The organism is Curtobacterium sp. ZW137, assembly GCF_003762905.1.
Classification (GTDB): domain Bacteria; phylum Actinomycetota; class Actinomycetes; order Actinomycetales; family Microbacteriaceae; genus Curtobacterium.
This window is the reverse complement of the sequence record NZ_RJKS01000002.1, coordinates 830,973-857,413: the sequence shown is the minus strand read 5'-3', so window position 1 is coordinate 857,413 and position 26,441 is coordinate 830,973. Positions and strand designations below refer to the sequence as shown.

Sequence of the window (26,441 nt, the reverse complement as noted above, 5' to 3'; positions counted from 1 at the left end):
GCGGCAGTCCTTCGGGTGGTTCTGCTGCGGCAACGAAGGGCACAGGAGGCTGTGCGGACTTCGCTGTCGGTCCGGTGTCCCCGCCGGTGTGACGGTGATGTGAACGGTCACATCGGCTGGAACGGAGGTAATACTACGCACGGCGTCGGCACGGGTGTCAATTCCGTATGGTCGCGTTTCGGTAACGGACCGCATCTCCGCACGGAAGGGGGCGTCCGGTGGCCCCCGGGCTGGGGTCGCGCTGCCCGCGTGTCGGCTGCTGCGGTCGCCGCCAGCCCCGCGTGGAACGGGCCGGACCGGAGGCTCGTGGCGGCCCCGGCCAGAGCCTCCCGTCGGCCCTGTGCCCGCGTCCGCGCCGCCGCCCGCCGGTTCCTGTCATGGCGCGCTCGCGCGCTCCGGCTCATCGTGCGCTGCGCGCATCGCGCGGCTCTGCGCTCCGCGCATCGTGCGCGCTCGCGCTCCCCACGCGCGTTCCTTCCCATCGCGCCCGCACCGGGAAGGGGAATCGCGCGTCGGGGGTCGGAAGGAACGACCACCAACGCGCGATTCGACCCCCTTCGAGCGAAACTCCTGGTCAGCCGCGTGGGGCAGCTGTCAGCGGGGCGGGGCGGCGCCAGCCGGCGCCGGGTCAGCCGCGGGTGCGCGGAGCGCCCGTGGAGGCGCGGACCACGAGCTGCGGGACGATCTCCACGGGGCGCAGCAGGTCGTCCTCGCGAGGGAGCAGCAGGTCCACACAGCGTCGGCCGAGCTCGGCGAAGTCGACCTGCACGGTGGTGAGCGGCGGCCAGAAGTGCTTCGCCTCCGGGATGTCGTCGTAGCCCACCACGGAGAGGTCCCCGGGGACGTCGAGCCCGTACGACCGGGCAGCGTGCATCACCCCGAGCGCCATCGCGTCGTTCGAGCAGAACACCGCGGTGCAGTCCCGCCACCGCAGCAGCTCACGCCCTGCGTGGTAGCCGAAGTCTGCGGTCCAGTCCCCGAGGATCGGCGGCTGCACGGGCATGTCGCGGTCGGACATCTCGCGGAGGAAGCCCTGCATCCTGGCGTCCGCCTCGATCCAGTCCTGCGGTCCCGCGATGTGCCGGATGTACTCGTGGCCGAGGTCGAGGAGGTGTGCGGTCGCCAGGCGGGCGCCCTCCATCTGGTCGACCCAGAGCGCCGTCGGGTCTTCGTTGATGCTCGAGCGCAGCGTGACGTACGGGGTGCGCACGCCGAGCTCCTCGATGAGGTCGAAGACCCGCTGCTGCGGGGCGAGCACGATGATGCCCTCGACGTCCTGGTCGAGCAGGTGGCCGAGGCCGTCGCGCACCGCGGTGTCCGTCGGTTCCGCGATGTTCGCGGTCGTGACGGAGTACCCGCGACCGACGGCGGCGTCCTCGATCGACTGCAGCGTGACCGCCGGGCCGTAGTGGGACCGGCGCGCCGTCAGGACACCGATCGTCCGCGTCCGGCTGGTCACCAGTGCGCGCGCGGCCCGGTTCGGCCGGTACTGCAGTTGCTCCATCGCGGCGACCACGCGGTCGCGCGTCTCGGCGCGGATCGCGTCCGAGTTGTTGAGCACCCGTGACACGGTCTGGTGCGACACACCGGCGACCCGCGCGACATCGCGGATGCTGGGCGATCGCGGTTGCTGTGCCCGCGTCGACGCCATTGCTGCTCTCTCCCGCCCGGGACCGTGGCACGCCCATGTGCACGTTCACATTCCGAGCCAGATCATTATGCACGTCCGCGGCCCCGACGCCAGCTGAGAGCGCCGGAGCCCGGGTCCTACAGCCAGTCGCGCTTCCGGAAGACGACCCAGAGGATCCCCGCGAGCGCGAACATGCCGGCGATCGCGGCCGGGTAGCCGTACCGCCAGTGCAGCTCGGGCATGTGGTCGAAGTTCATCCCGTAGACGCCGGCGATCAGCCCCGGCGCGAAGAGGATCGCTGCCCACGAGGAGATCTTCTTCACCTCCTCGCCCTGCCGGTGCGCGGCGCGGGCGAGTTGCCGGCTCTCCTCGCCCTGGGCCAGGCTCGCGCTGGTCATCCGGCGCATCGCCTCGTTCTGCTCCTGGGAGACCAGGGTCGAGTGCAGCGTGAGTGCGTTCTCGAGCAGCGCGCGGAACGAGTCGACCCGCTCGGTGACCCGCAGCGCGTGGTCGAGGACGTTGCGGAGCCGGTGCTGGACCTCGTCGTCGACGCCGTACTTGTCGGCCCCGCGGAGCAGCCCCTTCACCATGGCCGGCACCGGCTTCGTGGCGCGCTGGAACGCCAGGACCTCGCTGAGCAGCTGGTAGATCCGCTTCGAGACGTCCGCGGCGACGTGACCGGCGAAGAGCTGGTCCTCGATCTCGTCGATCTCGTCCTGCAGCACCTCGACGACGGGCGCGTAGCCGTCCACGACCTCGTCGAGGACCGCGGCGGTGACGGCTTCGGAGCCCTTGGCGAGGAACTCCGGGTCCTGCTCGACGCGGGCGCGCAGGGCGGCGAGGTCGGGCCGGTCGGCGTGCCGGACGCTCACCACGAACCGGTCGCCCACGAACAGGTGCACCTCGCCGAACGCGACGGTTCCCTCGTCGGCGCAGAACCAGGCCGGGCGCAGCACGACGAACAGCGTGTCGCCGTAGCGCTCGAGTTTCGCGCGCTGGTGCCCCTTCATCGCGTCCTCGACCGCGTTCTCGTGCAGGTCGAACTCGGTCGCGACGGCGTCGAGCTCACGCGGGTCCGGGCGCAGCAGTCCGATCCACGCGAGGTCGTGGTCCGATGACGACTCGACGCGGCGTCCGTCGACGTAGACGGCGTTGTCGATCATTGCCATGCTGTGCTCCTCCGATGGGGAGCAGGCAGGCGCGAGTCCGCGCAGCGGTGCCGTTGCGGGGGCGGTTCAGGACACGGGCGCGGCGACGACGTTCAGGGGCAGCCGGCCCGCACGAGGATGGTCACCCGACATCGCGCCTCACCTGCCCTTCTGGTTCGTCCTGCGGCGCGGATCGCGCCGTCGTCCGGCGCTGCACGCGCCCGGCGGCGCCCGTTGCGCAGCCGACCGCCGAGCGTACGCCTGTCACCCGCGATCCCCAAACAGCGGCATCGGGACCAGGATGCTGCCATGTGACATTGCGGTCACTGTTCATCGAAGGAGATGTCATGGCAAGCACACGATTCCGACTGTCCATCGCGGCCACCGCACTCGCGACCGTCCTGCTCGGCGGGCTGGCGGCGGCGCCGGCCTCGGCGACGAGCGGCGCCGACCCGACGCCGACGACGACGGGGAGCTTCGAGTTCAACTGCAACGGGACCCCGGGCGGCGGCGCGCGGGTGTCGTGGGAGCGCGTCGGCACGAAGTACACGGCGACGATCGACGAGTACCGCCTCTCGCCGGCGCACGGCGACACCAACCAGAACGGCGAGGTGCTCCTCCGCTTGACGGGTGGCGATTCGGTCTGGAAGAAGAGCCTGACCGCGGACGGAGGCTGGCATGCACTGGGCGCCACCGCGACGACCACCGCCGCGAGCGATGCGGCGATCGAGCACGCGTTCACGTTCGTGTACGCGGGGTTCCCGACCTACCCGCAGTGCGCCGCCTCCAAGTGGCTCTGACGGGGCGACCGAGCGCCGACTGATGCAGGAGAGCGACAGTGCTCGTTGGGCGGACCCGCGAGCACTGTCGCTTCGGAGCAGCTCAGTCCAGCGCCCGGACCGGGAGCTCGGTGAGCTGCCACCCCAGCCAGGGGCTGAAGGCGAACGGTGCCGCCGAGACCGCGGCGCGCAGCTTCTCCTCGGAGAGCCACACCCACTCGGAGACCTCGTCGGCGGCGGGTTCCGGGTCGTGGTCGGCCACGGCGCGGAACACCGGGCAGACCTCGTTCTCGACGATGCCGGACGCGTCGACGGCGCGGTACCGGAAGTCGGGCAGGACCTCTTCGATGCTGTGCACGGTAAGGCCGAGCTCGCGTGCGGCACGGCGGGCGATGGCGTCCGCGAACGACTCGTCCGGGCCGGGGTGGCCGCAGAACGAGTTCGTCCAGACACCGGGCCAGGTCTTCTTCGCGAGCGCCCGACGGGTCACGAGGATCTCGCCGGCGGCGTTCGTCACGTGGCAGCTGAACGCCAGGTGCAGGGGCGTGTGGTCTGTGTGCACCGTGAACTTGTCCGCTGTACCGATCGGGGTACGGTCATCGGCCAGAAGCACCACGGTTTCCGGGAATTGGCTCATCTGTCTCGATAGATTAGGCCAATGACGGACGAAGCGGCCACCGTGGCGCACATCGACCTCGCCCTGGTCGACGAGTGCCTCGAGCGGTTCTTCGCCGTGTCCTCGGCCCGGGCGCAGGCGTTCGGACGCCCCTCGGAAGAACTCTGGCGTGTGCTCCGCAAGGCGAGCATGGGCGGCAAGCGGTTCCGTCCGCGCATGGTCATCACGGCGTACGCCGGGCTCGGCGGCACCGACGTCCACGCCGCCGCCAACGTCGCGGCCGCGTACGAACTGCTGCACACCGCACTCGTCGTGCACGACGACGTCATCGACCGCGACTGGTCGCGCCGCGGGATGCCGAACGTCGCCGGGTCGTTCCGCGACACCGGCACGACGGGTGGGCTGCCGCTGCCGACCGCCGAGCACCGGGGGATGAGCGCCGCGGTGATCGCGGGGGACCTCGCGCTGTCCGGGGCACCGCGGTTCATCGAGTCGAGCGGGGTCGACGGAGACCGCCGCACCCGCTTGCTGGACCTGTTCGACGACGCGGTGTTCGCCAGCGCCGCCGGTGAGATGGCGGACGTCGACCTGACCCACGGCGTGATGCCGACCGTGGACGAAGTGCTGGCGATGGAGCGTGCGAAGACCAGCGTCTACTCGTTCGAAGCACCGCTGCAGTCCGGTGCCGTGCTCGCGGGGGCGCCCGAGACCGTGGTCGCGGCACTCGGTGCCTTCGGCCGCGAGATCGGGATCGCCTACCAGGTGGTGGACGACCTGCTCGGCGTGTTCGGGGACGAAGCCGCGACGGGCAAGACCGCGATCGGTGACCTGCGCGAGGGCAAGCGCACCATGCTCATCGCCTACGCGGCGACCACGGCGTGCTGGCCAGAGCTTGCGCCGTACCTCGGCGACCCGCACCTGACCGAGGAGCGCGCCGCGGAGATGCGTCGCCTGCTCGTCGAGTGCGGCGCCCACGATGCGGCACTCGCCCGTGTCCGGGAACACACCGCCCTCGCCCGCGCCGAACTCGCCGCGCTGCCGTACGAACTCGCGGACCGGCTGGAGACGCTCGTGTCCGAGCTGGTGGAGCGCGTCCGGTGAGCTCCAGCAACTCGGGGAGCACGCACACCGCGCGGCTCCCGCTCTACGACGCCACCGCGGAAGCCGCGTCCTCGGTCGTCATCGACCGGTACTCGACGTCGTTCGGGATGGCGAGCCGCCTGCTCACCAAGGACACCCGAGAGCACATCCGGAACGTCTACGCCCTGGTGCGCGTCGCCGACGAGGTCGTGGACGGCCCGGCGACCGAAGCCGGCCTCGACCCCGCGCTCGCACGCACGGTGCTCGACGAGCTCGAGCAGGACACCGAGCGGGCGATGGCGCACGGCTTCTCGGTGAACCCGGTCGTGCACGCCTTCGCCCGGACCGCGCGGACGACGGACTTCGGCGCTGAACTGACGCGGCCGTTCTTCGCGTCGATGCGGATGGACCTCGAGCAGACCGAGCACGACGACGCCTCGTTCGACACGTACGTCTACGGCTCCGCGGAGGTCGTCGGTCTGATGTGCCTCCGCGCGTTCGTGTACCGCGCAGGCCGCCCGACCTTCGACGACTCCGTGCTGGTCGACGGTGCCCGGGCGCTCGGTGCCGCGTTCCAGAAGGTGAACTTCCTCCGCGACCTGCACGCGGACTTCGAGGTCCTCGGTCGCTCGTACTTCCCGGGCGTCGACGTCCGGAGCTTCGACGAGGCGACGAAGGACCGCCTGGTCGCCGACGTCCAGGCGGACCTCGACACCGCAGCCCGGACGGTCCCGCTGCTGCCGAAGGACGCCCGCCACGCGGTGGGCCTCGCGCACGCGCTCTTCCAGGAACTCAACGACCGCATCGCGGCCACCCCCGCCAGCCGGCTCATCACCACGCGCGTCCGCGTGCCGAACCCGGTGAAGGCGAAGCTGGCCGCACAGGTGCTCGCCGGCCGCGCGCCGCTGCGATCCCGCACCGTCCCCACCAGACAGACAGGAGGCCCGTCATGAGCCCGACCCGTGCCTCCGGTCCGACGACCCAGCCGTCCACTGCCCGCAAGGTGCCCGTCCGTCGCGCCGTCGTGATCGGCGGTGGCATCAGCGGGCTCGCGTCCGCCGCGCTCCTCGCACGGGACGGCTTCGCCGTCACGGTGCTCGAGCAGCGGAACCAGCTCGGCGGCCGCGCCGGGTCGTGGGAGCGGGACGGCTTCCGGTTCGACACCGGCCCGTCGTGGTACCTGATGCCCGAGGTGTTCGACCACTTCTTCCGGCTGCTCGGCACCAGCGCCGACGAGCAGCTCGACCTCGTCAAGCTCGACCCCGGGTACCGCGTCTACAGCGAGGGCTACGACGAGCCGATCGACCTCCGGGCATCGCGGGAGGACAACCTCGCCCTGTTCGAGTCGATCGAGCCGGGCGCCGGCAAGCGGATGGCGAAGTACCTGGACTCCGCGGCGGAGACCTACGACATGGCCGTCCGCCGGTTCCTGTACGGCACGTTCCAGGACTTCCGGAAGCTCGCCGCACCGGACGTGCTGCTCCGGATGGGCAAGCTCGCCCGGCTCCTGATCGAGCCGCTGTCGACCTTCGCGGAGAGTGCCGTGCGGGACCGCCGGCTCTGGCAGGTCCTCGGCTACCCCGCCGTCTTCCTCGGCACGAGCCCGTATGCCGCTCCGAGCATGTACCACCTGATGAGCCACCTCGACCTCGCCGACGGCGTGCTCTACCCGAAGGGCGGCATCACCGAGGTGATCAACGCCGTCGAGCGGGTCGCCCGGGCCGAGGGCGCCCAGATCATCGCCGGAGCGAAGGTCGAGCGGATCGTCGTCGAGGGCGACCACGTCACGGGCGTCGTGCACCGGGACCGCCGGGGCGTCCAGCACGTCGCGCCGGCCGACGTCGTCGTCAGCGCGGCGGACCTCCGGCACACCGAGATGCAGCTCCTCGACCGGGAGCACCGGACGCACGGCGAGTCGCACTGGAAGAAGCGCGACCCGGGCCCCTCCGCCGTGCTCGTGTACCTCGGGGTCGACGGCCCGGTGCCCGGGCTCCTCCACCACACCCTCGTCTTCACCGCGGACTGGAAGGCGAACTTCGGCGCGGTCTTCGGCGACGACCGGCACGTGCCCGACCCGGCGTCGATCTACGTCTGCGCCCCCTCCGAGACGGACCCGACGGTCGCCCCGCCCGGCTCGAGCAACGTGTTCATCCTCGTGCCGTTGCCCGCCGACGTCGGCATCGGCAAGGGCGGCGTCGACGGCGCCGGTGACTGGGAGGTCGAGCGCATCGCCGACCGGGCGATCGACGTCGTGGCCGAGCGTGCCGGCGTCCCCGACCTCCGCGACCGCATCCGGGTCCGGCGCACGGTCGGTCCCCGGGACTTCGCGGACGACTTCAACGCCTGGAGCGGGTCCATGCTCGGGCCGGCGCACACGCTGAAGCAGAGCGCCTTCTTCCGTGAGGGCAACGCATCCGAGAAGGTCGACGGGCTCTACTACGCCGGGTCCTCGACGATCCCGGGCATCGGTCTGCCGATGTGCCTGATCTCCGCGGAGGTGCTGCTGAAGCGCATCCACGGCGACACGTCGACCGAGCCGCTCCCGACGCCGCTCGAACGCGCCGCGGACGCACCGCCGCGGCCGACGAAGCGTGCGCCACGGCGGACGACCGCGGCCGCAGGCTGATGCCGGGGCTGTACCTGCTCGGGCTGCTCGTCGCCCTGACCGGCATGGTGGTCCTGGACCGCCGGTTCACGCTGTTCTTCTGGCGAGCACCGTGGCGGGCGTGCGCCGTGACGGTGATCGGCGTCGCGTTCTTCCTCGTCTGGGACGCCGTCGGCGTGGGGCTCGGCATCTTCTTCATCGGCGAGCAGCACCTGCTCACGGGGGTGCTGCTCGCGCCGGACGTCCCGCTCGAGGAGCTCTTCTTCCTGCTGCTGCTCTGCTACACGACGATGAACCTGTTCGGGTTCGTCCGTCCTCGGGTCGCCCGGTCGGCCGACGCCGCCGCGGAACGAGCCGACCGGTGACGGGCTCAGGCGCGTACGCGCTCCTCGCCCTGCCGTTCTTCGCGATCGTGGCCGTCGTCGGTGTCGTCGCCGCGGTGGTCGGCGCGCGCCGGGCCCGGCGCACCGGCCGCTCGGTGCACCGCACCCGCCGGATCGGGCTCGTCACGGGCCTCGTCACCGGGATCGCGCTCCTGGCGATGACGATCGTGTTCGACAACGTGATCGTCTCGCTGCGGATCGTGGCCTACGACCCGTCGTTGATCAGCGGCGCGAAGATCGGCGCGATCCCGGTCGAGGACCTCGCGTACTCGATCGCCGCGGTCGTCCTGCTCCCCGCGCTCTGGGTCCTGCTCAGCCGCGACCACGCGCGGTCGGGACCCGACCGCGCGACCAGCCCCGTGCCCGAGAACCGGCCACGACCCCGACCGGAGGATCCGCGATGACGGCGACCCCTGCCTCCCGGCAGTCGACACTGGGCGCGCTCTTCGTGTCGTCCCGACCCATCAGCTGGGTGAACACCGCCTACCCGTTCGGCGCCGCGTACCTGCTCGGCAGCGGCGTCGGCGTCGACGGCGGTGGCGGGTTCTCGATCGCCGCGTTCCTCATCGGCGTCGTGTACTTCCTGGTGCCCTACAACCTGGCGATGTACGGCATCAACGACGTCTTCGACTACGAGTCGGACCTGGTGAACCCGCGGAAGGGCGGGGTCGAAGGTGCGCTGCTCGACAAGAGCGTGCACCGCACGACGCTCTGGGCGGTCGTCGTCACGAACGTGCCCTTCCTGATCGCGCTGGTGCTCCTCGGCGGACCGTGGTCGTGGCTCGTCCTCGCGATCAGCGTGTTCGCGGTCATCGCGTACTCGGCACCCGGGCTCCGCTTCAAGGAGAAGCCCTTCCTCGACTCGCTCACCTCGAGCACCCACTTCGTGTCGCCCGCGGTCTACGGCCTCGCGCTCTCCGGGCCGCACTGGACGGGCCAGCTCGTCGCGGTGTGCATCGCGTTCTTCCTCTGGGGCGTCGCATCGCACGCGTTCGGCGCCGTGCAGGACGTCCTCGCCGACCGGGCCGGCGGCATCGGCTCCGTCGCCACCGTCATCGGCGCACGTGCCACGGTCCGGCTGGCCTTCGTCGCGTACGTCGTCGCCGGCGTCGCGCTGCTGTTCTCCGCGTTCCCCGGGCCGATCGCCGCCGTCGTGGTGATCCCGTACGCGCTCAACGTGCTGCCGTGGTGGAACGTGACCGACGCAGGCGCGGAGTCGGCGAACGCCGGGTGGAAGCGCTTCCTCTGGATCAACTACCTGGCGGGCTTCATCGTCACGATGGCGCTGATCGCGTACGCCTTCACACACTGACCCCGCACGTGCCCACGGCGTCACCGGTCCCTGACAGGATGGACGGGACGTCGTCGTCGGCGTCGCTCGAACACGAAGGAGTGCACGCATGACGGTCCGCATCATCCACGTCGGTCTCGGAGGGTGGGGCGGCAGCTGGGCACGCGTCGCGCTCCCCGCGGTGTCGGAGGTCGAGGTGGTCGGCATCGCCGACCCGAGTGCCACGACGCTCGAGGCCGTCCGGACGGACCTCGGGCTCCCCACCAGCGCTGCGTTCCCCTCGCTGACCGATGCGCTCGCCGGCGTCGAGGCCGATGCCGTCGTCATCACCGCACCCGCGGTCACCCACGTGCCACTCGCGCTCGAGGCGCTGGACGCCGGCAAGCACGTCCTCGTCGAGAAGCCGTTCGCGAACTCCGCGGTCGAAGCCGCTGAGGCCGTGCACCGTGCCGAGGAACTCGGTCTCGTGCTGCAGGTCAGCCAGAACTACCGCTTCTACCCGGCGCCCCGGGTGGTGCAGGACCTCCTCGCCGCGGACGCCGTGGGGGAGCTCTCGGCGATCAACATCGACTTCCGCCAGTGGGACAACGACCGTGCGTTCGAGGACCACCCGCACTACCGGTTCCCGCACGCGATGATCAACGACATGGCGATCCACCACTTCGACCTGCTCCGGATGGTCACCGGCAAGGAAGCCGTCCGGGTCTTCGCGAAGGCCACCTACCCGTCCTTCAGCAAGTACCAGGACGAGGCGGTCGCGTCGATGCTGATCGAGATGGAGGACGGCCTGGTCGTCAGCTACCGCGGCAGCTGGCTGAGCCGTGGGGAGCACACGCCCTGGGCCGGGGAGTGGAGCATCCAGGGGGAGGACGGTGAGCTCCAGTTCACCAGCCGCGGCGGCGAGCCCGGGGACGTCAGCTGGGACCTCGTCACGGTCCGCCGTCCGGGCGACACGAGTGCGGCGCCCGTCGAGCTGCCGACCGCGGAGCACCACGACCGGCAGGGCGGGCTGCAGGCCTTCGCCCGGGCGGTGGCGGGCGGTCCGGCACCGGAGACGAGCGGGCGCGACAACCTGCGGAGCCTCGCCCTGATGGAGGCGGCGACCCGCTCCGCGGCGTCCGGCTTCCCCGAGGACGTCGTCGTGCCGTCCTGACGGTCGGCGCGCGGCTGTCGCGTGCCGAGTGGTCACCAACGGTCGCCTCGCGCGCGAGCAGGCGTCCGTTCGTGCGCGCTCGGCGCCCGGGAGGCCCGTGGCGGACCGGCACCGTGCCTCCCGTCCGGCCGTGGTCGCGACCAGGGCCCGGGCCGGACCCGCAGGAGCGCGTCAGGCCGCGCCGGCCGTCCGCCGCGCCTGCGCGACCGCGGCCCGCACGCCCGTGGACCACTGCGGGCCGTGCCCCGGCAGGACGTGGCGCGCCTCGGTGTCCTCCAGCCGGGACAGCGACGCGACCGCGGTGTCCATGTCGGCCGTCGCCGCCGGAGCCACCACCCGCGGCCCGATCCCGCCGGTGTACGGGTCGAAGGTGACCAGCGCGTCCCCGACGATCACCGCGTCCCGGTCCGCGAAGTGCAGCGCGACGTGCCCGTCGGTGTGCCCCGGGGTCTCGATGATCCACGGCGAGCCCGGGACGTCGGCGCGGGACTCGAGCGGCTCGGTGTCCTCGATCCCGTCGACGTTCGCCGCCCCGGCGAGGAGCATCTGCCCGAGCGGCAGCAACCCTCCGGGGTGGCCGAGCACGAACCCGAGCCGGTTCGTCTGCGGCCGGTACGAGTACGGGTGTGCGGCCAGCGCCGTGTCCCCGGGGTGCACGAACACCGGCGTGCCCCACTCCCGGTGTGCCCGCGCCGCGGTGCCGACGTGGTCGAAGTGCCCGTGCGTGAGCAGGATCCCCTCGACCCGGGACGGCGTGTACCCGAGGTCGTGCACGGCCAGCAGCAGGTGCGGCCACGCGGCGGGGAGCCCTGCGTCGACGACGAGCAACCGGTCCCCGGTCTCGACGAGGTACTGGTTCGTGTGTGCGATCTCGAGGCGGTGGATCCCCTCGGCGACGTCTCGGTACAGCATGCGCGGGACGCTAGCCGTCCGTCTCTGGGCGTCCTTCCGGGTGTGTGTCGGGCCGCGAGCGTGTACGAACGATGTATGGCGAACGACAGTCTCCCCGAGCTCGAGCTCGCGAACGTCCGCACCCGCGAGCGCATCACCGACACCGTCGAGCGGATCCGGCAGAAGGTCGACGTGCCCGCGCGCACCCGTCTCGCCGTCGCGAAGACGAAGCAGCGCTGGCACCGCGACCCGACCCCGCTCGTCGCGCTGGCGGCCACCGCTGCCGCCGGCATCGCGGCGATCGTCGTGGGCGTCCGCATCCGGCACTCGCCGGGGGCGCGTCTGGACGCGCTCCGCACCCCGGCACCGGTCCCCGTGTTCAAGCCGGTGAAGGTGGGCAAGGACGGCAAGTCGAAGGGCGTCCCGGCGTTCTCGCGCAAGGACGACAAGCACAACCCCGTGCTGCAGGACCAGCAGGCCGCTGCGAAGCGCCGCAAGAAGGTCCAGAAGCAGGCGAAGAAGGCCGGCAAGCAGGCCGCCAAGCGCGCGAGGAGGATCTGAGCATGGCACGCGACCAGCAGAAGCCCGCGCCGGACGACCCCAGGAAGCCGGACAGCCCGACGGACCTCACGAAGCCGTCGCTGATGTACACGCTCAAGAAGACCCTCCGCGAGTTCTCGAGCGACCAGTGCACCGACCTCGCCGCCAGCCTGACCTACTACTCGGTCCTGGCACTGTTCCCCGGCCTGCTGGCCGTGGTGTCGATCCTCGGCCTCGTCGGCCAGGCGGACACGACGATCAAGACGCTCCTCGACATCGTCGGGAACATCGGCTCGCCGCAGGTCGTCGAGCTGATCCGCGGCCCGATCGAGAACCTCGTCCGGTCGCCTGCCGCCCCGGTCACGTTCATCGTCGGTATCGTCGGCGCGATCTGGTCCGCCTCCGGGTACGTCGGGGCGTTCGGTCGGGCGATGAACCGCGTCTACAACGTGCGTGAGGGCCGTCCGATCTGGAAGCTCCGTCCGACCATGCTCGGCGTCACGCTCTTCACCGTGATCCTGCTGGTGCTCGGTCTCCTGGTCCTCGTGAGCGGCCCGCTGGCCCGCAGCTTCGGCGACGTCATCGGCCTCGGTGACGTCGCGGTGACCGTGCTGTCGATCGTCCAGTGGCCGATCCTGCTGGTCATCGCGATCGTCGTCGTCGCGGTGCTCTACTACTGGTCGCCGAACATCAAGCAGCCGAAGTTCACCTGGGTGAGCGGTGGCTCGATCCTCGCGCTCCTCATCTGGATCATCGCGAGCGTCGGCTTCGGGTTCTACGTCGGGAACTTCTCGAACTACAACGCGACGTACGGGTCCCTCGGTGGTGTGATCGTCTTCCTGCTGTGGATCTGGATCACGAACAACGCGCTGTTGTTCGGTGCGGAGTTCGACGCCGAGCTCGAGCGGAGCCGGCAGCTGCAGGCGGGCATCCGTGCCGAGGAGGACATCCAGCTGCCCGAACGCGACACCCGGCAGATCGCGAAGCAGGACGAGAAGCACGCGCAGGACGTCCTCGAGGGGATCAAGATCCGCGACAGCGCCGGCCGCGAGTAGCCGCCGACGACTCCCGGGCACGTCCGCTACGGTTCGGACGTGCCCGACTTCCTCGAGGGGCTCCCGTTCTGGTGGCTCGTCCTCGCGCTCTTCGTGATCGTGTTCTGCCGCGCGCAGGCCACGTACTGGATCGCGCGCGGTGCCGTCGCCGGAGCATCGCGTTCGCGGTGGGGGCGCTGGCTCGACTCGGCTGCGGTCCGTCGGGGTTCGGCTCTGCTCGACCGGTTCGGCCTGCCGGTGCTCACGGTGAGCTTCGTGACGGTGGTGCTCCAGACGGTGATGAACGCCGCCGCCGGCCTCGCCCGGGTGCCGTGGTGGCGGTACCTCGTCGCGATGGTCCCGGGCTGCGTCGCGTGGGCGTTCCTCTACGCCACCGTCGGCCTCGCCGTGTTCTGGGCCGTCGTCGCCGCACTCGCCGGCTCGCCGTGGGGGATGGCCGCGGTCGTGGCCCTGGTGGTCCTGCTGGTGGGGACGGTGGCAGTTCTCCACAACCGCCGCAACCGGCCTGGAGGCTCGGCTCGGCTTCCGTAGGCTGGCTCGCGTGACGACTTCCCTCCCTGCAGATCGTCCGGTCGCCCTGGTGACCGGAGCCACCCGCGGCATCGGCCGCGCGATCGCGGCCGACCTCGGCCGCACCCACCACGTGCTCGTCGGCGGCCGCTCGGCCGACGCGGTCGCGGCCGTCGTGGCCGACCTGCCGAGTGCCGGACCCTTCGTGGGCGACCTCGGCGCGGGGGACGTCCCCGACCTGCCGGATCGCCTCGACGTGCTCGTGCACTCCGCGGGCGTGGAGCAGGGCAACCGGATCGCGGACACCCCGCGTGCCACGTGGGAAGCCGTGTTCGCGACGAACGTGTTCGCGGTCGCCGAGCTCACCCGGCTGGCGCTGCCGGAGCTCCGGGCGTCGCACGGTCTGGTCGTGACGATCAACTCCGGTTCGGGCTTCCTCTCCGGCCCCGGCGGCGGCGTGTACGGCGCGTCCAAGTTCGCGCTCCGTGCGTTCACCGATGCCCTGCGGGAAGAAGAACGAGGCAACGGCGTCCGGGTGTCGAGCGTGCACCCGGGCCGCACGGACTCCGACATGCAGCGGGCCCTGACCGAGAAGCTCGGGGAGTCCTACGACACGGCGTACTTCCTCGCCCCGCAGGACGTCGCCGACGCCGTCCGCACCGTCGTCGACCTGCCGGAGCGCGGAACGATCGAGACGCTCTCGATCCGTCCCACCCGGAAGCGCTAACCCGCGGTCAGGTCCAAGCGCACGTCCAGCCCCAGACGATCCAGGAACGTCTCGTCGTGGCTGACCACGACGACCGCGCCGCGGTAGGCCTGCAGGGCATCGACGAGCTGGTCGACGCTCGTGATGTCGAGGTCGTTCGTCGGCTCGTCCAGCACCAGGAGCTGCGGCGCCGGATCCGCCAGCACGAGGCTCGCGAGCGCGACCCGGAACCGCTCCCCGCCGGAGAGCGATCCCGCGGGCCGGTCCACCGTGCTCCCGCGGACGAGGAACCGAGCGAGCCGGTTGCGGAGTTCCGCCTCCGGCACATGTGGTGCCCCGCGGCGGACGTTCTCGAGCACCGTGGCGTCGTCGTCGAGTCCGTCCTTCCGCTGCGGCAGGTACGCGATGTGCTCCACGTGCGGGACGGCACCCGTGTCCGGCAGGGGGTGCTCGCGCGCGCCGGGGACCCGGACCAGGTGCTCGAGCAGGGTCGTCTTGCCGACGCCGTTGTCCCCGCCGACGGCGACGCGCTCCGGCCCCTGCACGACCGTTTCGCGCCCCCTGACGGTGATCGTGGCGATGCGCCGGGATGCGGGCACGCGCGGGTCAGGGAGCTCGACGTGGATGGACTCGTCGTCCCGGAGTCGCAACTCGGCCTCGCGCGCGGTCGCGAGCGCGGCCTCCTCCGCGGACCCGTGCGCGACGCGGAGCCGCCCGGCGGTCTCCTGCGCCTTCTTGCGCTGCTCGTTCGCCAGGATCTTCGGCATCGACCGGCCGGCCTTCTCGCCCGCCTTCGCCCGCCGCGCGATCTTCGTCTCCGCCTCGATGCGCTGCCGCTTCTCGGTGCGGTGCCGTTGTTCCGCGACGCGGACCTCACGCTCCACCGCGGCCTGCTGCACGCCGAGGTACTCCTCGTACGCCGAGAACGTGCCACCGAAGACGGTCATCGCACCGGCACGGAGTTCGGCCACCTCGTCCACGTGTTCGAGGAGTTCCCGGTCGTGGCTGACGACCACCAGGGTCCCGCGCCAGGTGTCCACCATGTCGAGGAGCATCGCGCGAGCACGGCGGTCCAGGTTGTTCGTCGGCTCGTCCAGGAACGCGATCGGCAGTCCGCGCAAGCGGATCCCGGCGACCGCGGCGAGGACGGCCTGGCCACCCGACAGTGTGCCGACGGGACGGTCGAGCTCGAGTCCGAGGGGGTCGACGGCAGCGGTGGCGCGCTCCTCGACGTCCCAGTCGTCTCCGAGGACGTCGAAGTGCGCCGGGGACGGGTCACCACCGAGGATCGCGCGCAGGGCCGTCAGCGCGTCGCCGACACCGAGCAGGTCGGCGACCGTGTCGTCGGCCCCGGTCTGCAGCCGTTGCGGCAGGTGGTCGACGGGCCCCGACGTCGTGATCGTGCCCGACGTGGGGGAGAGCCGGCCGGTGACCAGCCGGACCAGCGTGGACTTGCCGGCCCCGTTCCTCCCGACCAGGCCGGTCCGGCCGGACCCGAAGGCGGCGGTCAGGTGGTCGAGCGCGACGGTGCCGTCGGGCCAGGTGAAGGTGAGGTCGTGCAGGACGACCGAGGGGTTCGCGGGCATGGTGGTGCCTTCCGGTGTGATCGTGCGGGCGCACGACACCGGACCGCCGCGGGAGCGGCAGGTGCCCACTCGACGGCGGGCGTGATCACGGTGTCAGCGCAGGGGCAGCTGCTGCGAGGACGCAGTACCGGTGATCACGCGCAAGGCGGCTTCTTCCGTCGGTTCACCCCCGTGTCCGTGACCCGAGCCGGCGGTCGGTCTCCCGCCCCGCTGCTCCGCGGTCACGACGGAGTGGGACCACGCTAAGCCCGGGAACGTGGTGTGCGCAAGCGATGCTGCATGGACGGCGGAACCACTGGACGCCGGAGCCGTCCGTCGATACATTGCATTTCACGACGGGCCGGAGGCGCCGACCGCGGGGACGATGGAGGCACGATGGACTCGACACGGACCGAGCCAGCGATCGCGGTGTTCTGCGGCTCGAGCGACGGAACCGGCGCGGGGCCGGCGCTCGTGGCGGACGAACTCGTCCGGGTCTGCGCGGCCCGCGGCATCCGCATCGTGCACGGCGGCTCGGACGTCGGCCTGATGGGGCGGATCGTCCGGACCGCGCACGCCGAGGGCTGCGCCGTGACCGGTGTGACGCCGCACCACCTGGCGGCGATCGAACCACCGGCGTCCGGCATCGACCTCGTCCACGTCGACACGATGGCCGAGCGCAAGCAGCGGTTCCTGGACTGCACGGACGCGGTCCTCGTGCTGCCCGGTGGCATCGGCACCCTCGACGAAGCGTTCGACGCCCTCACCGGCGCCCAGCTGGGGCTGCACGACCTGCCGGTGGTCTTCGTCGACGTGGACGGGTTCTGGCAGACGCTCCGCGTGCTGCTGGAGCACCTCCGCCGCTCGGGCTTCATCGCGCTGGATCGCGAGATCTGCTTCGCCCGGACGGTCGACGACGCGCTGGCGCTCGCGTTCGCCGGCACCCCGACGGCGGTGGCCTGAGATGCCGACGCTCCTCTCGTACCTCAACGTCAGCAACGCCTCGAACCTGCAGGCGGACAGCGGCTTCGTGTTCCAGGAGTCCCTGCTCGCGGAGCTCCGGGAACTCGGCTGGGACACGGTGCTCGTCGGTCCACCCGGGATCGGTGCCGTCTCGGCCTCGCGCACGATCGAGATCCCGGTCCCGCAGTCCAAGTACGGCGTGCGGTACGGCATGCCGTGGGACACGCTCGACGCCGAGCTCGCGGCGCTCCCGTCGCCCCCGGACGCCCTGCTCGTCAACCAGCCGGAGCTCGCGGTGCCGCTGCTCGCCCTCGTGTCGCGCGCCGCCGGCCACCGCGTCCCGATGGGGGTGTACTTCCACTACGTCCCCGTCCAGGCCGCGTCCGACGGTGTGGTCACGTTCGACCCCAGCCTCGACGACGACGGGCTCGCGGCGAGCATCTGGACACGCCAGGTCGAGGCGGCCTGCTTCGCCGACGTCGCGATGATCGGCAGCACGTACGGCCGTGACCTGTTCCTCGCCGCGACGACCGAGCCGTGGCGCCTCGCGGACCGCTTCGCGATCGTGCCACCACCGCGGACGGCCGGCGACGAGCACCACACCGATCCCGCGGTGCCGGCGGACCCCGACGAACCCGTGACGCTGCTCTACAACCACCGGCTCTACGCGCACTACGGCACGGCGGAGCTCACCGACCGGCTGGAGGCGCTCGCCGCGCGACGACCCGGGGCGTTCCGGGTCGTCGTGACGAACCCCACCGGCGAGCGTTCGGCGGAGCGCCGCCGCCTCGACCCGAGCATCGACCGCGCGCTCGACCGCCTGCGGACGCTGCCCTTCGTCGAGGTCGTCACCGCCGCCGACCGAGCCACCTACGAGCGGGTCCTCGCCCGGACCGACATCGCCCTCGGACCGCTCCGCGAGAACGCGCTGTGGAACATGGCGATCGTCGATGCGATGGCCCACGGTGCCCCGGTCGTCGCGTACGACCGCGGAGCGTTCCCGGAGATCGTCGGTGACCCGTCGATGCTGCACGGCGGTCGCGACGAGTTCCTCGACCTGCTCGCTGCCCTGATCGACGACCCGGACCTCCGCCGGGCAGCCGGAGCGCGGGCTCGCGCACGGACCAGGGAGTGGGAACCCGCGCGCATCGCTCGCCAGGTCGCCGAACTGCTGAGCGGCAGCCGTCACCGTGCGTGAGACCGATCGTGCCTGAGACCGATCGTGCACGCGTCGAAGGAGCCCGGGTGGCCACGGGGCTGGTGTTCGCGGCGTTCGGGATCGTCGTCGGCACGTGGTCGGCACGGCTGCCCGCCGTGGCTCACAGGGTCGGAGCCGACCACGGGGAGCTCGGCATCGCACTCGTGTGCCTCGCCGCCGGCTGCGTGCTCGGGATGGTCGTGCTCGGCCGGTTCGTCGACCGCGCCCGGTCCGGCGTGCTCATGCCGGTCGCGGTGCTCCTGCTCGGCGTGGTCCTGCCCCTGACCGCCGTGGTGTCGTCGCTGCCCGCACTGTGCGCGGTCCTCGTGCTGGTCGGCCTCGTCCAGGGCACCTGCAACGTCACGATGAACGCTCACGGCGCCGCGCTGCAACGCACACTCGGGCGTCCGGTGCTCGGCGGGCTGCACGCCCGGTTCAGCATCGGCGGGTTCGTCGGCGCCGGCATCGGTGGCGCCGTCGCCGGATTCGGTGGCGGAGCCGGGGTGACCTTCCTCGTCGCGGCGCTCGCGTGTGCGCTGGCAGCGTGCGCCGGGTGGGCACGGCGGTGGTCCCCGACCCCGGCCGACCGCCGCGGGTCCGGTGCCGTCGTCCGGGACGGCCACGTGCCTCCCGTCCGGATCGTCGTGCTGCTCGGCGCCCTCGCGCTGGCGGCGATGGTCGCGGAGGGCGCCGTCGGTGACTGGGGTGCCGTGTACCTGCGGGACGCGCTCGGTGCGCCGGCGAGTGTCGCGGCGCTCGCGTACTCGGCGTTCGCGGTCGCGATGACGGGCACCCGTCTCGTCGTCGACCGTGTCGGCGCTCGTGCCGGACCGGTCCGCACCGTCCGCTGGAGCGCCGTCGTCGCGATCGGCGCGCTCGTGCTCGCGGTCTCGGGCGGCTCTCCTGTCCTGGCACTCGTCGGGTTCGCGGGACTCGGCGTCGGCCTGGCCGCGATCGTGCCCACCGTCTACGGCGCCGTCGGGGCGAGCGCGCGACTGATGTCCGTGGTCGTCGGGACCGGGTACGTGGGGTTCCTCTGCGGGCCGGCGGTCATCGGGTTCGTGAGCACGCTCACCGGACTCCGCATCGCGCTCCTCGTGCCGGCGGCGCTCCTCGTCGCGGTGGTTGCCGGCGCCCGAGTGCTGCGCCAGGACCACACCACCACCCCGATGCGGTCCGACCCAGTGTCGCCATGACAGGCTTGGAGACATGCCCGAGAACCTGCTGCCGACCCCGTCCGCGAACCCCGAGACCTTGCTCCCCGCCGACCCGGAGGTGGACGCGGCGCTCGCCGCTGACGCTCCCGTCGCGAGTGTCGTCGTCGCCCATCCGGCCTCGAGCCTGGCGTGGGCTCTCCTCGCTGACGAGGCCTGGGACCGCGGCGCGACGCTGGAGTCCTACGCGTACGCCCGTGTCGGGTACCACCGCGGGCTCGACTCGCTCCGGAAGGCCGGCTGGCGGGGTGCCGGGCCGGTGCCGTGGTCGCACGAGCCGAACCGCGGGGTGCTGCGGTCCCTGTTCGCGCTCCGTCGCGCTGCCCAGGCGATCGACGAGCCGGGCGAGCCCGAGCGCCTCACCGAGTTCCTGAACGGCGCGGACCCCGCGGCGATCCCCGCGCTCGAGGCGTAGCGCGGCGCCCGCCGACGCGGGGCCCGCCGACGCGGCGCCCGCCGACCCGGGCCCCGGCACCGCACAACCGAAACCGGCTCGCACCACGGATTTCCGTGGTGCGAGCCGGTTTCCGTTGTGCGACGCCGATCGGCACCGCCGCCCGGCGACGCCGCCCGGCGCCCGCAACCCGCTACGAGAGCAGCACCGACCACGCGGTCGTCGCCGGCCACAGCTGGTGCTCCGGCAGCACGTCGAGCCCGCAGGCGCGCGAACCGAGGCCGTGCTGCGCCGCGTCGAGGTACAGGTACGTCGCCTCCGGCGTCGGGAGCTCGTACGGGTGCCCGGCACGCCCGACCTGCTGCGCGGTCCACGGCGTCAGGGTGAACCCGGTCCGCCTGGCACCGACGGACGACACCGTGAACGGCCCCACCGTCAGCGTCCGGAGCTCGGGACGGTGCCCGGTCTCCTGTGGCCGCGAGTAGTTCACGTTCAGCAGGGACACCGGGGAGCCGAAGCGTCCGACGTGCGCCGCGTGCGACGAGTCCGCGTAGGACTCCAGCGGCCCGGTCCCGAACCACTCCACGGACTCGGACAGGAGCGAGGCGGGCAGGTCGATCCGCACCCCGATCCGCGGCCAGGTCACGTCCCAGGCGCCGAAGGGGATCGCCGTGGTGTCGAGCTGCAGCCCGGCCTCGGTCAGTGTCCAGCGGTGCGTGACCTCCACGCCGGCGCCGCTGTTGGCCGCCGCGACCCGGACCCGCTGCACGAGTCCGTGCGACGTCCGCTCGAGGTCGACCAGCCGGTGCGTCAGCCGGTCGAGGCCCGCTCGCTCCCACTTCGATGCCGACGCCGGGGCGTCCGGGTCACCGACCCCGTGGGTGAGCACCGGGTCGGCCGTCTCGTAGCCGCCCTGCGATGCGAGCCGGTCGTTGTCGGTCGGTGCGCGCCACAGCTCCAGCCGCGGCCCGGCGACGGGCAGTCCCTTCCAGCTGGACAGGTCTCCGCGCTCGGTGAAGGTCGCCTCCCCGAGCCGGTCGCCCTCCCACCCCTGACGGGAGGCTCGGATCGCCTCCGCCGGTCGCGCCGCGACGAGCGTCTGGGTGCGTGCGACGACGTGGCCGGTGTCCGCCCACGCGGTCGGCCCGGCGAGTTCCGCCACGATGTCGAGCCAGAGTTCCTCGCCGGGGGCGATCGGACCGGCCGCGGCTTCGAGGACCTCCTTCGGCACCGGCACGGTCGCGGACTCCCGCGCGGCGATGACCCCGGGGGCGAGTCGCCCGGTGGCCGCGGGGACGCCGTTCCGCGTCAGGGTCCAGGTGAACCGGATCCCCGCGGTCGAGGCCGAGTGGAACCGGTTCTCGACGAGCACGGTGCCGCCGCCGGAGCCGACGGACGCCGACAGGCGGACCGGCGCGACCACGGCCGCGAACTCCGCGAGCCCCGGGGTGGGGATGTCGTCGGGCAGCACCAGGCCGTCCATCACGAAGTTGCCGTCGTGCACGACCTCGTGGAAGTCCCCGCCGTACGCGTAGTACGGGGTGCCGTCGGGGGTGTGCGCGAGCAACCCGTGGTCGCGCCACTCCCACACGAACCCACCGTGCAGGCGTGGGAAGCGGTCGACGAGCGCCTCGTACTCGGCGATCTGGCCGGGGCCGTTGCCCATCGCGTGCACGTACTCGCAGTGGATGAACGGCTTCGAACGCTGCCGGGCCGCCTCGGCGGGGCCGCAGCCGAGCAGTGGCGTGGGGGTGCCGCCGCCGATCGACTCGGTCTCCTGCAGCGTCGGGTACATCCGCGAGTACACGTCGGTGTACTCGCCCGTGTAGTCGCCCTCGTAGTGCACCGGGCGCTCCGGGTCGCGGGCGTGCACCCAGGTGGACATCGCGGCGAGGTTCCGACCGGTGCCCGACTCGTTGCCGAGCGACCACATCACGATCGACGGGTGGTTCTTGTCGCGCTCGACGGTCCGCGCGATGCGGTCGAGGTACGCGTCCTCCCACGCCGGGTCGTCGGACGGGTTGCCCTGCCAGTCGAGGAAGAAGAACCCGTGGGTCTCGAGGTCGCTCTCCAGGATCACCCAGAAGCCGAGCTCGTCGGCCAGGTCCAGCACGCGGGGGTGCGGCGGGTAGTGCGAGGTCCTGATCGCGTTGACGTTGTGGCGTTTCATGAGCGCCATGTCCGCGCGGGCATGGGCTTCGTCGAAGACCCGTCCCCGGGTGGGGTGCGTCTCGTGCCGGTTCACCCCGTGGAACACGACGCGCTCGCCGTTGACGAGGAACCGGTCACCGTCGATCGCGACCGTTCGGAACCCGAGGCGGAGCGACACCGTCTCGCCGCCGGTCGTGCCGCCGGCGTCGGTCCCGGTGGACACCGTCGCGTCGTACAGGCGGGGGAGTTCGGCGCTCCACGGTTCGACGCCCTCGACGTCGATCGGCGCGACGTCGGCCGCCGAGGCCCACACCACGTCGACGCCCAGGTCCGGCACGGCGAACCGCAGCGGGAACGCCGCCTCGAGCGTGGGGAACGAGATCGTCCCCGTACCGGTGGACGGGCGGCCGGACGCCGCCGTCCCGGCGGTCGCCGCGCTCCCGAGCGAGGGCGCCCACGAGGCGCGGACGAACACGTCGTCGACCGGTGCTGTGGGCCGTGCGAGCAGCGTCACGTCGCGGAAGATGCCGGGCAGCCACCACTGGTCCTGGTCCTCCAGGTACGAGGCGGCGGACCACTGGTGCACCCGCACCCGGATCTCGTTCGGTCCCGGACGGAGCACGCTCGTGACGTCGAACTCCGTCGCGAGCCGGGACCCGGTCGACCACCCGATGAGCGAGTCGTTCACCCACACCCGGAAGTGCGACTCGACGCCGTCGAAGCGCAGCAGCACCCGGGCCGCAGCGTCGAACGACGACGGCACCGAGAAGCTGCGCCGGTAGTCGCCCGTCGGGTTCTCCTCCGGCGGGTGCGGCGGGTCGATCGGGAACGGGTACTGCAGGTTCGTGTAGCTCGGCGCTCCGTGCCCGTACAGGACCCAGTGCGCCGGGACCGGCAGCGTGCCCCACCCGTCCTGGTCCTCGAAGGACGCAGCCGCCGCCACCGGCGACCAGCGGAAGTCCCACTCCCCGTTGAGCGACACCGCGGGTGCATCGGTGTGCAGCCACGCGCGGGGCGCCAGGCGGGACGCCGAACCCGGCGTTTCGGAGTGCAGGTCGTCGATGGCGGTGGTGGTCAACCCTTGACCGATCCTTCCGTGAGGCCCCCGCGCCAGAAGCGCTGCAGGACGATGATGGCGATGACGAGCGGGATGACCGAGACGAGCACCCCGCCGGTGGTGAGCTGGTAGAACTCCGGCAGCCGGTCGACCTGCGCGCGCCAGTTGTTCAGCCCGAGCGTGATCGGGTAGAGCTTCTGGTCGGCCAGCATGATCAGCGGCAGGAAGAAGTTGTTCCAGATGCCGACGACCTGGAACAGGAACACCGTGACGAGCGCCGGCGTCATCTGCCGGAGCGCGATGGTGTGGAAGATCCGCAGTTCGCTGGCGCCGTCGAGTCGTGCGGACTCCATCAGCGCCGTGTCGATCGACGCCGCCGCGTAGACCCGGCAGAGGAACAGACCGAACGGGGAGACGAGGCTCGGGATGAGCACGCTCCAGTACGTGTCGGTCAACCCGAGCGTCGAGAACAGCAGGAACAGCGGCAGGGCCGTCGCGGTGCCAGGCACCAGCACGCCGCCGAGGATCGTCCCGAACACCAGCTGGCGTCCGCGGAACTCGTACTTCGCGAGCGCGTACCCGCCGGCAGCGGCGAAGTACGTCGCGAGCACCGCGCCGACGCCGGAGTACAGCACGCTGTTCGCGATCCAGCGGACGAAGATCCCGCCGTCGTAGGTGAAGACGTCCCCGATGTTGGAGAACAGCGAGAAGTCCCCGCCGAACCAGAACCCGTTCGTGGAGAACAGCGCACCGGTGGTCTTCGTCGCGGCGATCACGACCCAGTACAGCGGGACGAGGAAGTAGACCGCGACGATGACCAGGATCCCGGTCACCACGATCTGCGACTTCGGGGAGCGGTCGAGCTTGCGGCGCTGGTGCGCCGAGATCGACGTGGTGTCCACCGGGACGGCGGACTTCGCCGTGGTCGACGCTTCGATGGCTTCGCTGGTCATCGGTCGGTCCCTTCGGTGGTCGCGACGCGACCGGACGCCAGGCCCGGGTCGGCTTGGGTGGTGACCGCGCGGACGGCGGATGCGCGCGTCTGGAGCGTGCGTCGTGCCTCCAGGCCGTCCTTCTTGGCCCGCTTGCGCTGGTCGCGCTCGTTCTTCGGCGGCCGGTTCGTCAGCGCGAGGAACGCGAACGACAGGATGAACGCGGCCAACGCGATGATGACCGCCTGCGCACTCGCGACGCCGTACTCGTTGAACGCGAACGCGTTCGTGTAGGCGGCGTAGTTCGGCGTGTACTCGGTGTCGATGGCGGGGGCGACCGTCGACAGGATCTGCGGCTCCGCGAACAGCTGCAGCGTGCCGATGATCGAGAAGACCGTCGTGAGCACCAGGGCGGGCGCGATGAGCGGGATCTGGATCCGCCACGCCACCTGGAAGGGTCCGGCGCCGTCCATCTTCGCCGCCTCGTAGATCTCACCGGGGATCGACTTCAGCTGCGCCACGATGATGAGCATGTTGTAGCCCGTGTAGGTCCACGTGACGATGTTCGCGATCGACCAGAGCACGCTGTTCGCGCCGAGGAAGTCCGGCTGCAGCCCCATCGACTGCAGCAGCGACACGATCGGCGAGAGCCCCGGGACGTACAGGAACGACCAGAGGATCGTCGCGATGACGCCGGGGACGCCGTAGGGCATGAAGTAGATCGCCCGGAAGAAGCCCGGCCAGCGGGCGCTCGCCGACTCCAGCAGGAGCGCGAGGATCGTGCAGGCGATGATCATCACCGGCACCTGGACGATGCCGAAGAGCAGCATTCGGCCGATCGACGCCACGAAGCCGTTGTCGCTCAGGGCCGTGACGTAGTTGTCGAAGCCGGCGAACCGGCCGGTGACGCCGTCCTCGCCGAAGAGCCCGGCACGGTCGACCGTGGTGAAGCTCTGGAACAGCGCGCTGATGATCGGGATGATGAACGTCAGCACGAAGAGCGCCAGGAACGGCGCGAGCAGGATCCACGGGGCGCGCTTCTGCGCCCGGGTGGCCTTCGTGCTCGTGCGGAAGGTCGGTGTCTGCTGGGTCATCGTGCCGTCCTGACGCTGAGGCCCTTGTCCTTGAAGGACTGGACGATCTCCCGCTGCGCGAGCTCGACGGCGTCGCTCAGCTTGAGGTTGCCGGTGATCTTGCGGCGGAACTGGTTCTGCAGCGACGTGAACGCCGACTGCGTGACGGGGGACCAGGACCAGTCGACGTTCTGCTCCTGCGACGCGGGGACGAAGACGTCCTCGTTGTAGTTCTGGCCGGAGAACCACTTCGACGGCTGCTGACGCTGCTTGCCGATGTAGTCCTTCGCCGGCGACCAGCCGATGCCGCAGTACTTGATCATCGCGTCGATGCCCTCCTTGGAGGTGGTCATCCACGTGATGAAGTCGAGCGCCTCCTTCGGGTGCTTCGCGTTCGCGAGGACCGCGGCCGTCGAGCCGCCGATCGCGCTCGAACCGAAGCCCGTGTCGCCCCAGGTCTGCATCTGGGCGACCTTCCACTTGCCCTCGCCGCCCTGCACGGACTCGATGAGGGCGTCGCCCCAGCTCGCACTCGTGACGGCGGCGATCTTGCCGCTCGCCGCCGACGCGTACCAGCCGGGCGTGTAGGCGCCGGCGCTGGTGTCGACGAGCTTGTCGTCGATGCAGCCGTCGAAGAAGTCGGCGACCATCATCGTCTTGTCGTCGGTCATGTCCACGACCCACTCGTCACCGTCGACCTTGAACCAGCGGGCGCCGGCCTGCTGCGCGTACGCGGCGAACGGGGAGGCATCGGCGACGGGGAACACCTCGAGGTAGTTCTGCTTGCCGGTCTTCCGGACCTTCTCGGCGAGCTCCTTCCACTCGTCCCAGGTCTTCGGCGGTTCGCCGCCCGCCTGCTCGAGGAGCGCGGTCTGGTAGTAGAAGCCCATCGGGCCGGTGTCCTGCGGGATCCCGTAGATGCCGTCGACGAACGACACCTGCGCCCACGCGGCCTCGTCGTACTTCGCCTCGAAGTCCTTCGCGCCGTACCGGGCGAGGTCGACCAGGCCGTTCGCGAGCATGAACTCGGGGATCTGCCGGAGCTCGACCTGCCCGATGTCCGGGCCGCCGCCGGCCGCGAGCGCGGAGTACATCTTCTGGTACCCGCCGCTGTTGCCGCCGGGGATCCAGTTCGCCTGCACCTGGACCTTCGGGTTCTTCGCGTTCCAGATGTCGCAGACCTTCTGGAGGTCCTTCAGCCAGGCCCAGTACGTCAGCGTGATGGTCTCACCGCTCGCAGCGGCGGGGATGACGGCGGCGCGGTTCACGTTCGTGGAACCGGGGACCGCGCAGCCAGCGAGGAGGCCGGTGGCTGCCGCGCCGATCCCGAAGCCGAACAGCTGGCGTCGTGTGATGGGGCGTCGTGGTGATGGGGGCGTCATTGCCTGCACTCCGGTTCGTCGTTGGATCGGGGTTGCGGTTCAGCCAACCACAAAACCGAGCGTCGGTGCACTTTCGCGTTCTGGGCGTTCGCTCCGATCTGCGAACGCGATCCGCGGTGGCGGTG

Annotated in this window: 25 protein-coding genes; 16 read left to right on the top strand and 9 right to left on the bottom strand. The window is 71.4% G+C overall.

What is annotated here, in order from left to right; translation table 11 throughout:
• Positions 1–628: 628 nt before the first annotated feature.
• On the bottom strand, positions 629–1,651 hold the full coding sequence (locus EDF55_RS09175; RefSeq protein ID WP_123654611.1) for a LacI family DNA-binding transcriptional regulator: 1,023 nt from the start codon (positions 1,649–1,651) through the stop codon (positions 629–631).
• 116 nt (positions 1,652–1,767) lie between these two features.
• The gene (locus EDF55_RS09170; protein WP_123654610.1) at positions 1,768–2,799 is read right to left on the bottom strand and encodes a magnesium and cobalt transport protein CorA; all 1,032 of its coding nucleotides are present in this window, start codon (positions 2,797–2,799) and stop codon (positions 1,768–1,770) included.
• 326 nt (positions 2,800–3,125) lie between these two features.
• Here EDF55_RS09170 and EDF55_RS09165 point away from each other — a divergent pair, with 326 nt between their 5' ends.
• Positions 3,126–3,578, top strand: a complete 453-nt coding sequence (locus EDF55_RS09165; protein WP_123654609.1) for a hypothetical protein — start codon at positions 3,126–3,128, stop codon at positions 3,576–3,578.
• A gap of 82 nt (positions 3,579–3,660) precedes the next feature.
• Here EDF55_RS09165 and idi read toward each other — a convergent pair whose 3' ends face one another.
• Positions 3,661–4,194 (bottom strand): isopentenyl-diphosphate Delta-isomerase, encoded by a 534-nt coding sequence (gene idi, locus EDF55_RS09160; protein WP_123654608.1) that lies wholly within the window; start codon positions 4,192–4,194, stop codon positions 3,661–3,663.
• A 21-nt stretch (positions 4,195–4,215) separates the two neighbouring features.
• On the opposite strand from idi, the gene EDF55_RS09155 reads away from it, so the two are divergent.
• From EDF55_RS09155 to EDF55_RS09125, 7 genes are all read left to right on the top strand, one after another.
• Positions 4,216–5,274 carry a polyprenyl synthetase family protein gene (locus EDF55_RS09155; protein WP_123654607.1) on the top strand — a complete coding sequence of 353 codons (1,059 nt, stop codon included), beginning with the start codon at positions 4,216–4,218 and terminating at the stop codon, positions 5,272–5,274.
• Positions 5,271–6,206, top strand: coding sequence for a phytoene/squalene synthase family protein (locus tag EDF55_RS09150; RefSeq protein WP_123654606.1), 936 nt, complete (start codon positions 5,271–5,273; stop codon positions 6,204–6,206). The genes EDF55_RS09155 and EDF55_RS09150 overlap by 4 nt, the downstream gene beginning before the upstream one ends.
• Positions 6,203–7,879 carry a phytoene desaturase family protein gene (crtI, locus tag EDF55_RS09145; protein WP_185017272.1) on the top strand — a complete coding sequence of 559 codons (1,677 nt, stop codon included), beginning with the start codon at positions 6,203–6,205 and terminating at the stop codon, positions 7,877–7,879. Before EDF55_RS09150 ends, crtI begins: the two co-directional genes overlap by 4 nt.
• Positions 7,879–8,223 (top strand): lycopene cyclase domain-containing protein, encoded by a 345-nt coding sequence (locus EDF55_RS09140; RefSeq protein WP_123654605.1) that lies wholly within the window; start codon positions 7,879–7,881, stop codon positions 8,221–8,223. Before crtI ends, EDF55_RS09140 begins: the two co-directional genes overlap by 1 nt.
• Entirely contained in the window at positions 8,220–8,645 is a 426-nt protein-coding gene (locus EDF55_RS09135) for a lycopene cyclase domain-containing protein (RefSeq protein ID WP_243698164.1), read from the top strand. The genes EDF55_RS09140 and EDF55_RS09135 overlap by 4 nt, the downstream gene beginning before the upstream one ends.
• Complete coding sequence (locus tag EDF55_RS09130; protein ID WP_123654604.1) at positions 8,642–9,553, top strand: prenyltransferase; 912 nt, start codon at positions 8,642–8,644, stop codon at positions 9,551–9,553. Before EDF55_RS09135 ends, EDF55_RS09130 begins: the two co-directional genes overlap by 4 nt.
• 88 nt (positions 9,554–9,641) lie before the next feature.
• Positions 9,642–10,685, top strand: a complete 1,044-nt coding sequence (locus tag EDF55_RS09125; protein WP_123654603.1) for a Gfo/Idh/MocA family protein — start codon at positions 9,642–9,644, stop codon at positions 10,683–10,685.
• A gap of 171 nt (positions 10,686–10,856) precedes the next feature.
• On the opposite strand, the gene EDF55_RS09120 is transcribed toward EDF55_RS09125, so the two are convergent.
• A complete protein-coding gene (locus EDF55_RS09120) occupies positions 10,857–11,597 on the bottom strand; it encodes an MBL fold metallo-hydrolase (RefSeq protein ID WP_123654602.1) in 741 nt (246 codons plus the stop codon).
• 75 nt (positions 11,598–11,672) lie between these two features.
• Here EDF55_RS09120 and EDF55_RS09115 point away from each other — a divergent pair, with 75 nt between their 5' ends.
• Genes EDF55_RS09115 through EDF55_RS09100 form a run of 4 tightly spaced genes read left to right on the top strand, consistent with a single transcriptional unit; the run spans position 11,673 to position 14,408 of the window.
• On the top strand, positions 11,673–12,137 hold the full coding sequence (locus EDF55_RS09115) for a hypothetical protein (protein ID WP_123654601.1): 465 nt from the start codon (positions 11,673–11,675) through the stop codon (positions 12,135–12,137).
• A gap of 2 nt (positions 12,138–12,139) precedes the next feature.
• Positions 12,140–13,171: a YihY/virulence factor BrkB family protein gene (locus EDF55_RS09110; RefSeq protein ID WP_123654600.1), complete on the top strand. Its 1,032-nt coding sequence runs from the start codon at positions 12,140–12,142 to the stop codon at positions 13,169–13,171.
• 39 nt (positions 13,172–13,210) lie between these two features.
• Positions 13,211–13,702, top strand: a complete 492-nt coding sequence (locus EDF55_RS09105; RefSeq protein WP_123654599.1) for a DedA family protein — start codon at positions 13,211–13,213, stop codon at positions 13,700–13,702.
• A gap of 10 nt (positions 13,703–13,712) precedes the next feature.
• A complete protein-coding gene (locus tag EDF55_RS09100) occupies positions 13,713–14,408 on the top strand; it encodes an SDR family oxidoreductase (protein WP_185017270.1) in 696 nt (231 codons plus the stop codon).
• Here EDF55_RS09100 and EDF55_RS09095 read toward each other — a convergent pair.
• Positions 14,405–15,973 carry an ABC-F family ATP-binding cassette domain-containing protein gene (locus tag EDF55_RS09095; protein ID WP_123654597.1) on the bottom strand — a complete coding sequence of 523 codons (1,569 nt, stop codon included), beginning with the start codon at positions 15,971–15,973 and terminating at the stop codon, positions 14,405–14,407. The two genes, EDF55_RS09100 and EDF55_RS09095, sit on opposite strands and share 4 nt — an antisense overlap.
• A gap of 375 nt (positions 15,974–16,348) precedes the next feature.
• Between EDF55_RS09095 and EDF55_RS09090 the strand changes: the two genes are divergently transcribed.
• Genes EDF55_RS09090 through EDF55_RS09075 form a run of 4 tightly spaced genes read left to right on the top strand, consistent with a single transcriptional unit; the run spans position 16,349 to position 19,742 of the window.
• Complete coding sequence (locus EDF55_RS09090; RefSeq protein ID WP_123701295.1) at positions 16,349–16,915, top strand: TIGR00730 family Rossman fold protein; 567 nt, start codon at positions 16,349–16,351, stop codon at positions 16,913–16,915.
• Between the two features lies 1 nt (position 16,916).
• Entirely contained in the window at positions 16,917–18,113 is a 1,197-nt protein-coding gene (locus EDF55_RS09085; RefSeq protein WP_123654595.1) for a glycosyltransferase, read from the top strand.
• 47 nt (positions 18,114–18,160) lie between these two features.
• On the top strand, positions 18,161–19,309 hold the full coding sequence (locus tag EDF55_RS09080; RefSeq protein ID WP_185017268.1) for an MFS transporter: 1,149 nt from the start codon (positions 18,161–18,163) through the stop codon (positions 19,307–19,309).
• Between the two features lie 13 nt (positions 19,310–19,322).
• Complete coding sequence (locus tag EDF55_RS09075; RefSeq protein ID WP_123654593.1) at positions 19,323–19,742, top strand: DUF3151 domain-containing protein; 420 nt, start codon at positions 19,323–19,325, stop codon at positions 19,740–19,742.
• A gap of 172 nt (positions 19,743–19,914) precedes the next feature.
• On the opposite strand, the gene EDF55_RS09070 is transcribed toward EDF55_RS09075, so the two are convergent.
• Genes EDF55_RS09070 through EDF55_RS09055 form a run of 4 tightly spaced genes read right to left on the bottom strand, consistent with a single transcriptional unit; the run spans position 19,915 to position 26,316 of the window.
• Positions 19,915–22,950 carry a glycoside hydrolase family 2 TIM barrel-domain containing protein gene (locus EDF55_RS09070; RefSeq protein WP_260235869.1) on the bottom strand — a complete coding sequence of 1,012 codons (3,036 nt, stop codon included), beginning with the start codon at positions 22,948–22,950 and terminating at the stop codon, positions 19,915–19,917.
• Positions 22,947–23,882, bottom strand: coding sequence for a carbohydrate ABC transporter permease (locus EDF55_RS09065; RefSeq protein ID WP_123654592.1), 936 nt, complete (start codon positions 23,880–23,882; stop codon positions 22,947–22,949). Before EDF55_RS09065 ends, EDF55_RS09070 begins: the two co-directional genes overlap by 4 nt.
• A complete protein-coding gene (locus EDF55_RS09060; RefSeq protein WP_123654591.1) occupies positions 23,879–24,955 on the bottom strand; it encodes a carbohydrate ABC transporter permease in 1,077 nt (358 codons plus the stop codon). Before EDF55_RS09060 ends, EDF55_RS09065 begins: the two co-directional genes overlap by 4 nt.
• Positions 24,952–26,316, bottom strand: a complete 1,365-nt coding sequence (locus tag EDF55_RS09055; protein ID WP_123654590.1) for a sugar ABC transporter substrate-binding protein — start codon at positions 26,314–26,316, stop codon at positions 24,952–24,954. The genes EDF55_RS09060 and EDF55_RS09055 overlap by 4 nt, the downstream gene beginning before the upstream one ends.
• Positions 26,317–26,441 lie beyond the last annotated feature (125 nt).

Coding starts and splice junctions, on each gene's coding strand:
- EDF55_RS09130 (WP_123654604.1), top strand. CDS start 8,642: ATGACGGCGACCCCTGCCTCCCGGCAGTCGACACTGGGCGCGCTCTTC.
- EDF55_RS09055 (WP_123654590.1), bottom strand. CDS start 26,316: ATGACGCCCCCATCACCACGACGCCCCATCACACGACGCCAGCTGTTC.
- EDF55_RS09115 (WP_123654601.1), top strand. CDS start 11,673: ATGGCGAACGACAGTCTCCCCGAGCTCGAGCTCGCGAACGTCCGCACC.
- EDF55_RS09110 (WP_123654600.1), top strand. CDS start 12,140: ATGGCACGCGACCAGCAGAAGCCCGCGCCGGACGACCCCAGGAAGCCG.
- EDF55_RS09140 (WP_123654605.1), top strand. CDS start 7,879: ATGCCGGGGCTGTACCTGCTCGGGCTGCTCGTCGCCCTGACCGGCATG.
- EDF55_RS09095 (WP_123654597.1), bottom strand. CDS start 15,973: ATGCCCGCGAACCCCTCGGTCGTCCTGCACGACCTCACCTTCACCTGG.
- EDF55_RS09165 (WP_123654609.1), top strand. CDS start 3,126: ATGGCAAGCACACGATTCCGACTGTCCATCGCGGCCACCGCACTCGCG.
- EDF55_RS09075 (WP_123654593.1), top strand. CDS start 19,323: ATGCCCGAGAACCTGCTGCCGACCCCGTCCGCGAACCCCGAGACCTTG.
- EDF55_RS09085 (WP_123654595.1), top strand. CDS start 16,917: ATGCCGACGCTCCTCTCGTACCTCAACGTCAGCAACGCCTCGAACCTG.
- EDF55_RS09065 (WP_123654592.1), bottom strand. CDS start 23,882: ATGACCAGCGAAGCCATCGAAGCGTCGACCACGGCGAAGTCCGCCGTC.
- EDF55_RS09125 (WP_123654603.1), top strand. CDS start 9,642: ATGACGGTCCGCATCATCCACGTCGGTCTCGGAGGGTGGGGCGGCAGC.
- EDF55_RS09090 (WP_123701295.1), top strand. CDS start 16,349: ATGGACTCGACACGGACCGAGCCAGCGATCGCGGTGTTCTGCGGCTCG.
- EDF55_RS09155 (WP_123654607.1), top strand. CDS start 4,216: ATGACGGACGAAGCGGCCACCGTGGCGCACATCGACCTCGCCCTGGTC.
- idi (WP_123654608.1), bottom strand. CDS start 4,194: ATGAGCCAATTCCCGGAAACCGTGGTGCTTCTGGCCGATGACCGTACC.
- EDF55_RS09175 (WP_123654611.1), bottom strand. CDS start 1,651: ATGGCGTCGACGCGGGCACAGCAACCGCGATCGCCCAGCATCCGCGAT.
- EDF55_RS09060 (WP_123654591.1), bottom strand. CDS start 24,955: ATGACCCAGCAGACACCGACCTTCCGCACGAGCACGAAGGCCACCCGG.
- EDF55_RS09120 (WP_123654602.1), bottom strand. CDS start 11,597: ATGCTGTACCGAGACGTCGCCGAGGGGATCCACCGCCTCGAGATCGCA.
- EDF55_RS09170 (WP_123654610.1), bottom strand. CDS start 2,799: ATGGCAATGATCGACAACGCCGTCTACGTCGACGGACGCCGCGTCGAG.
- crtI (WP_185017272.1), top strand. CDS start 6,203: ATGAGCCCGACCCGTGCCTCCGGTCCGACGACCCAGCCGTCCACTGCC.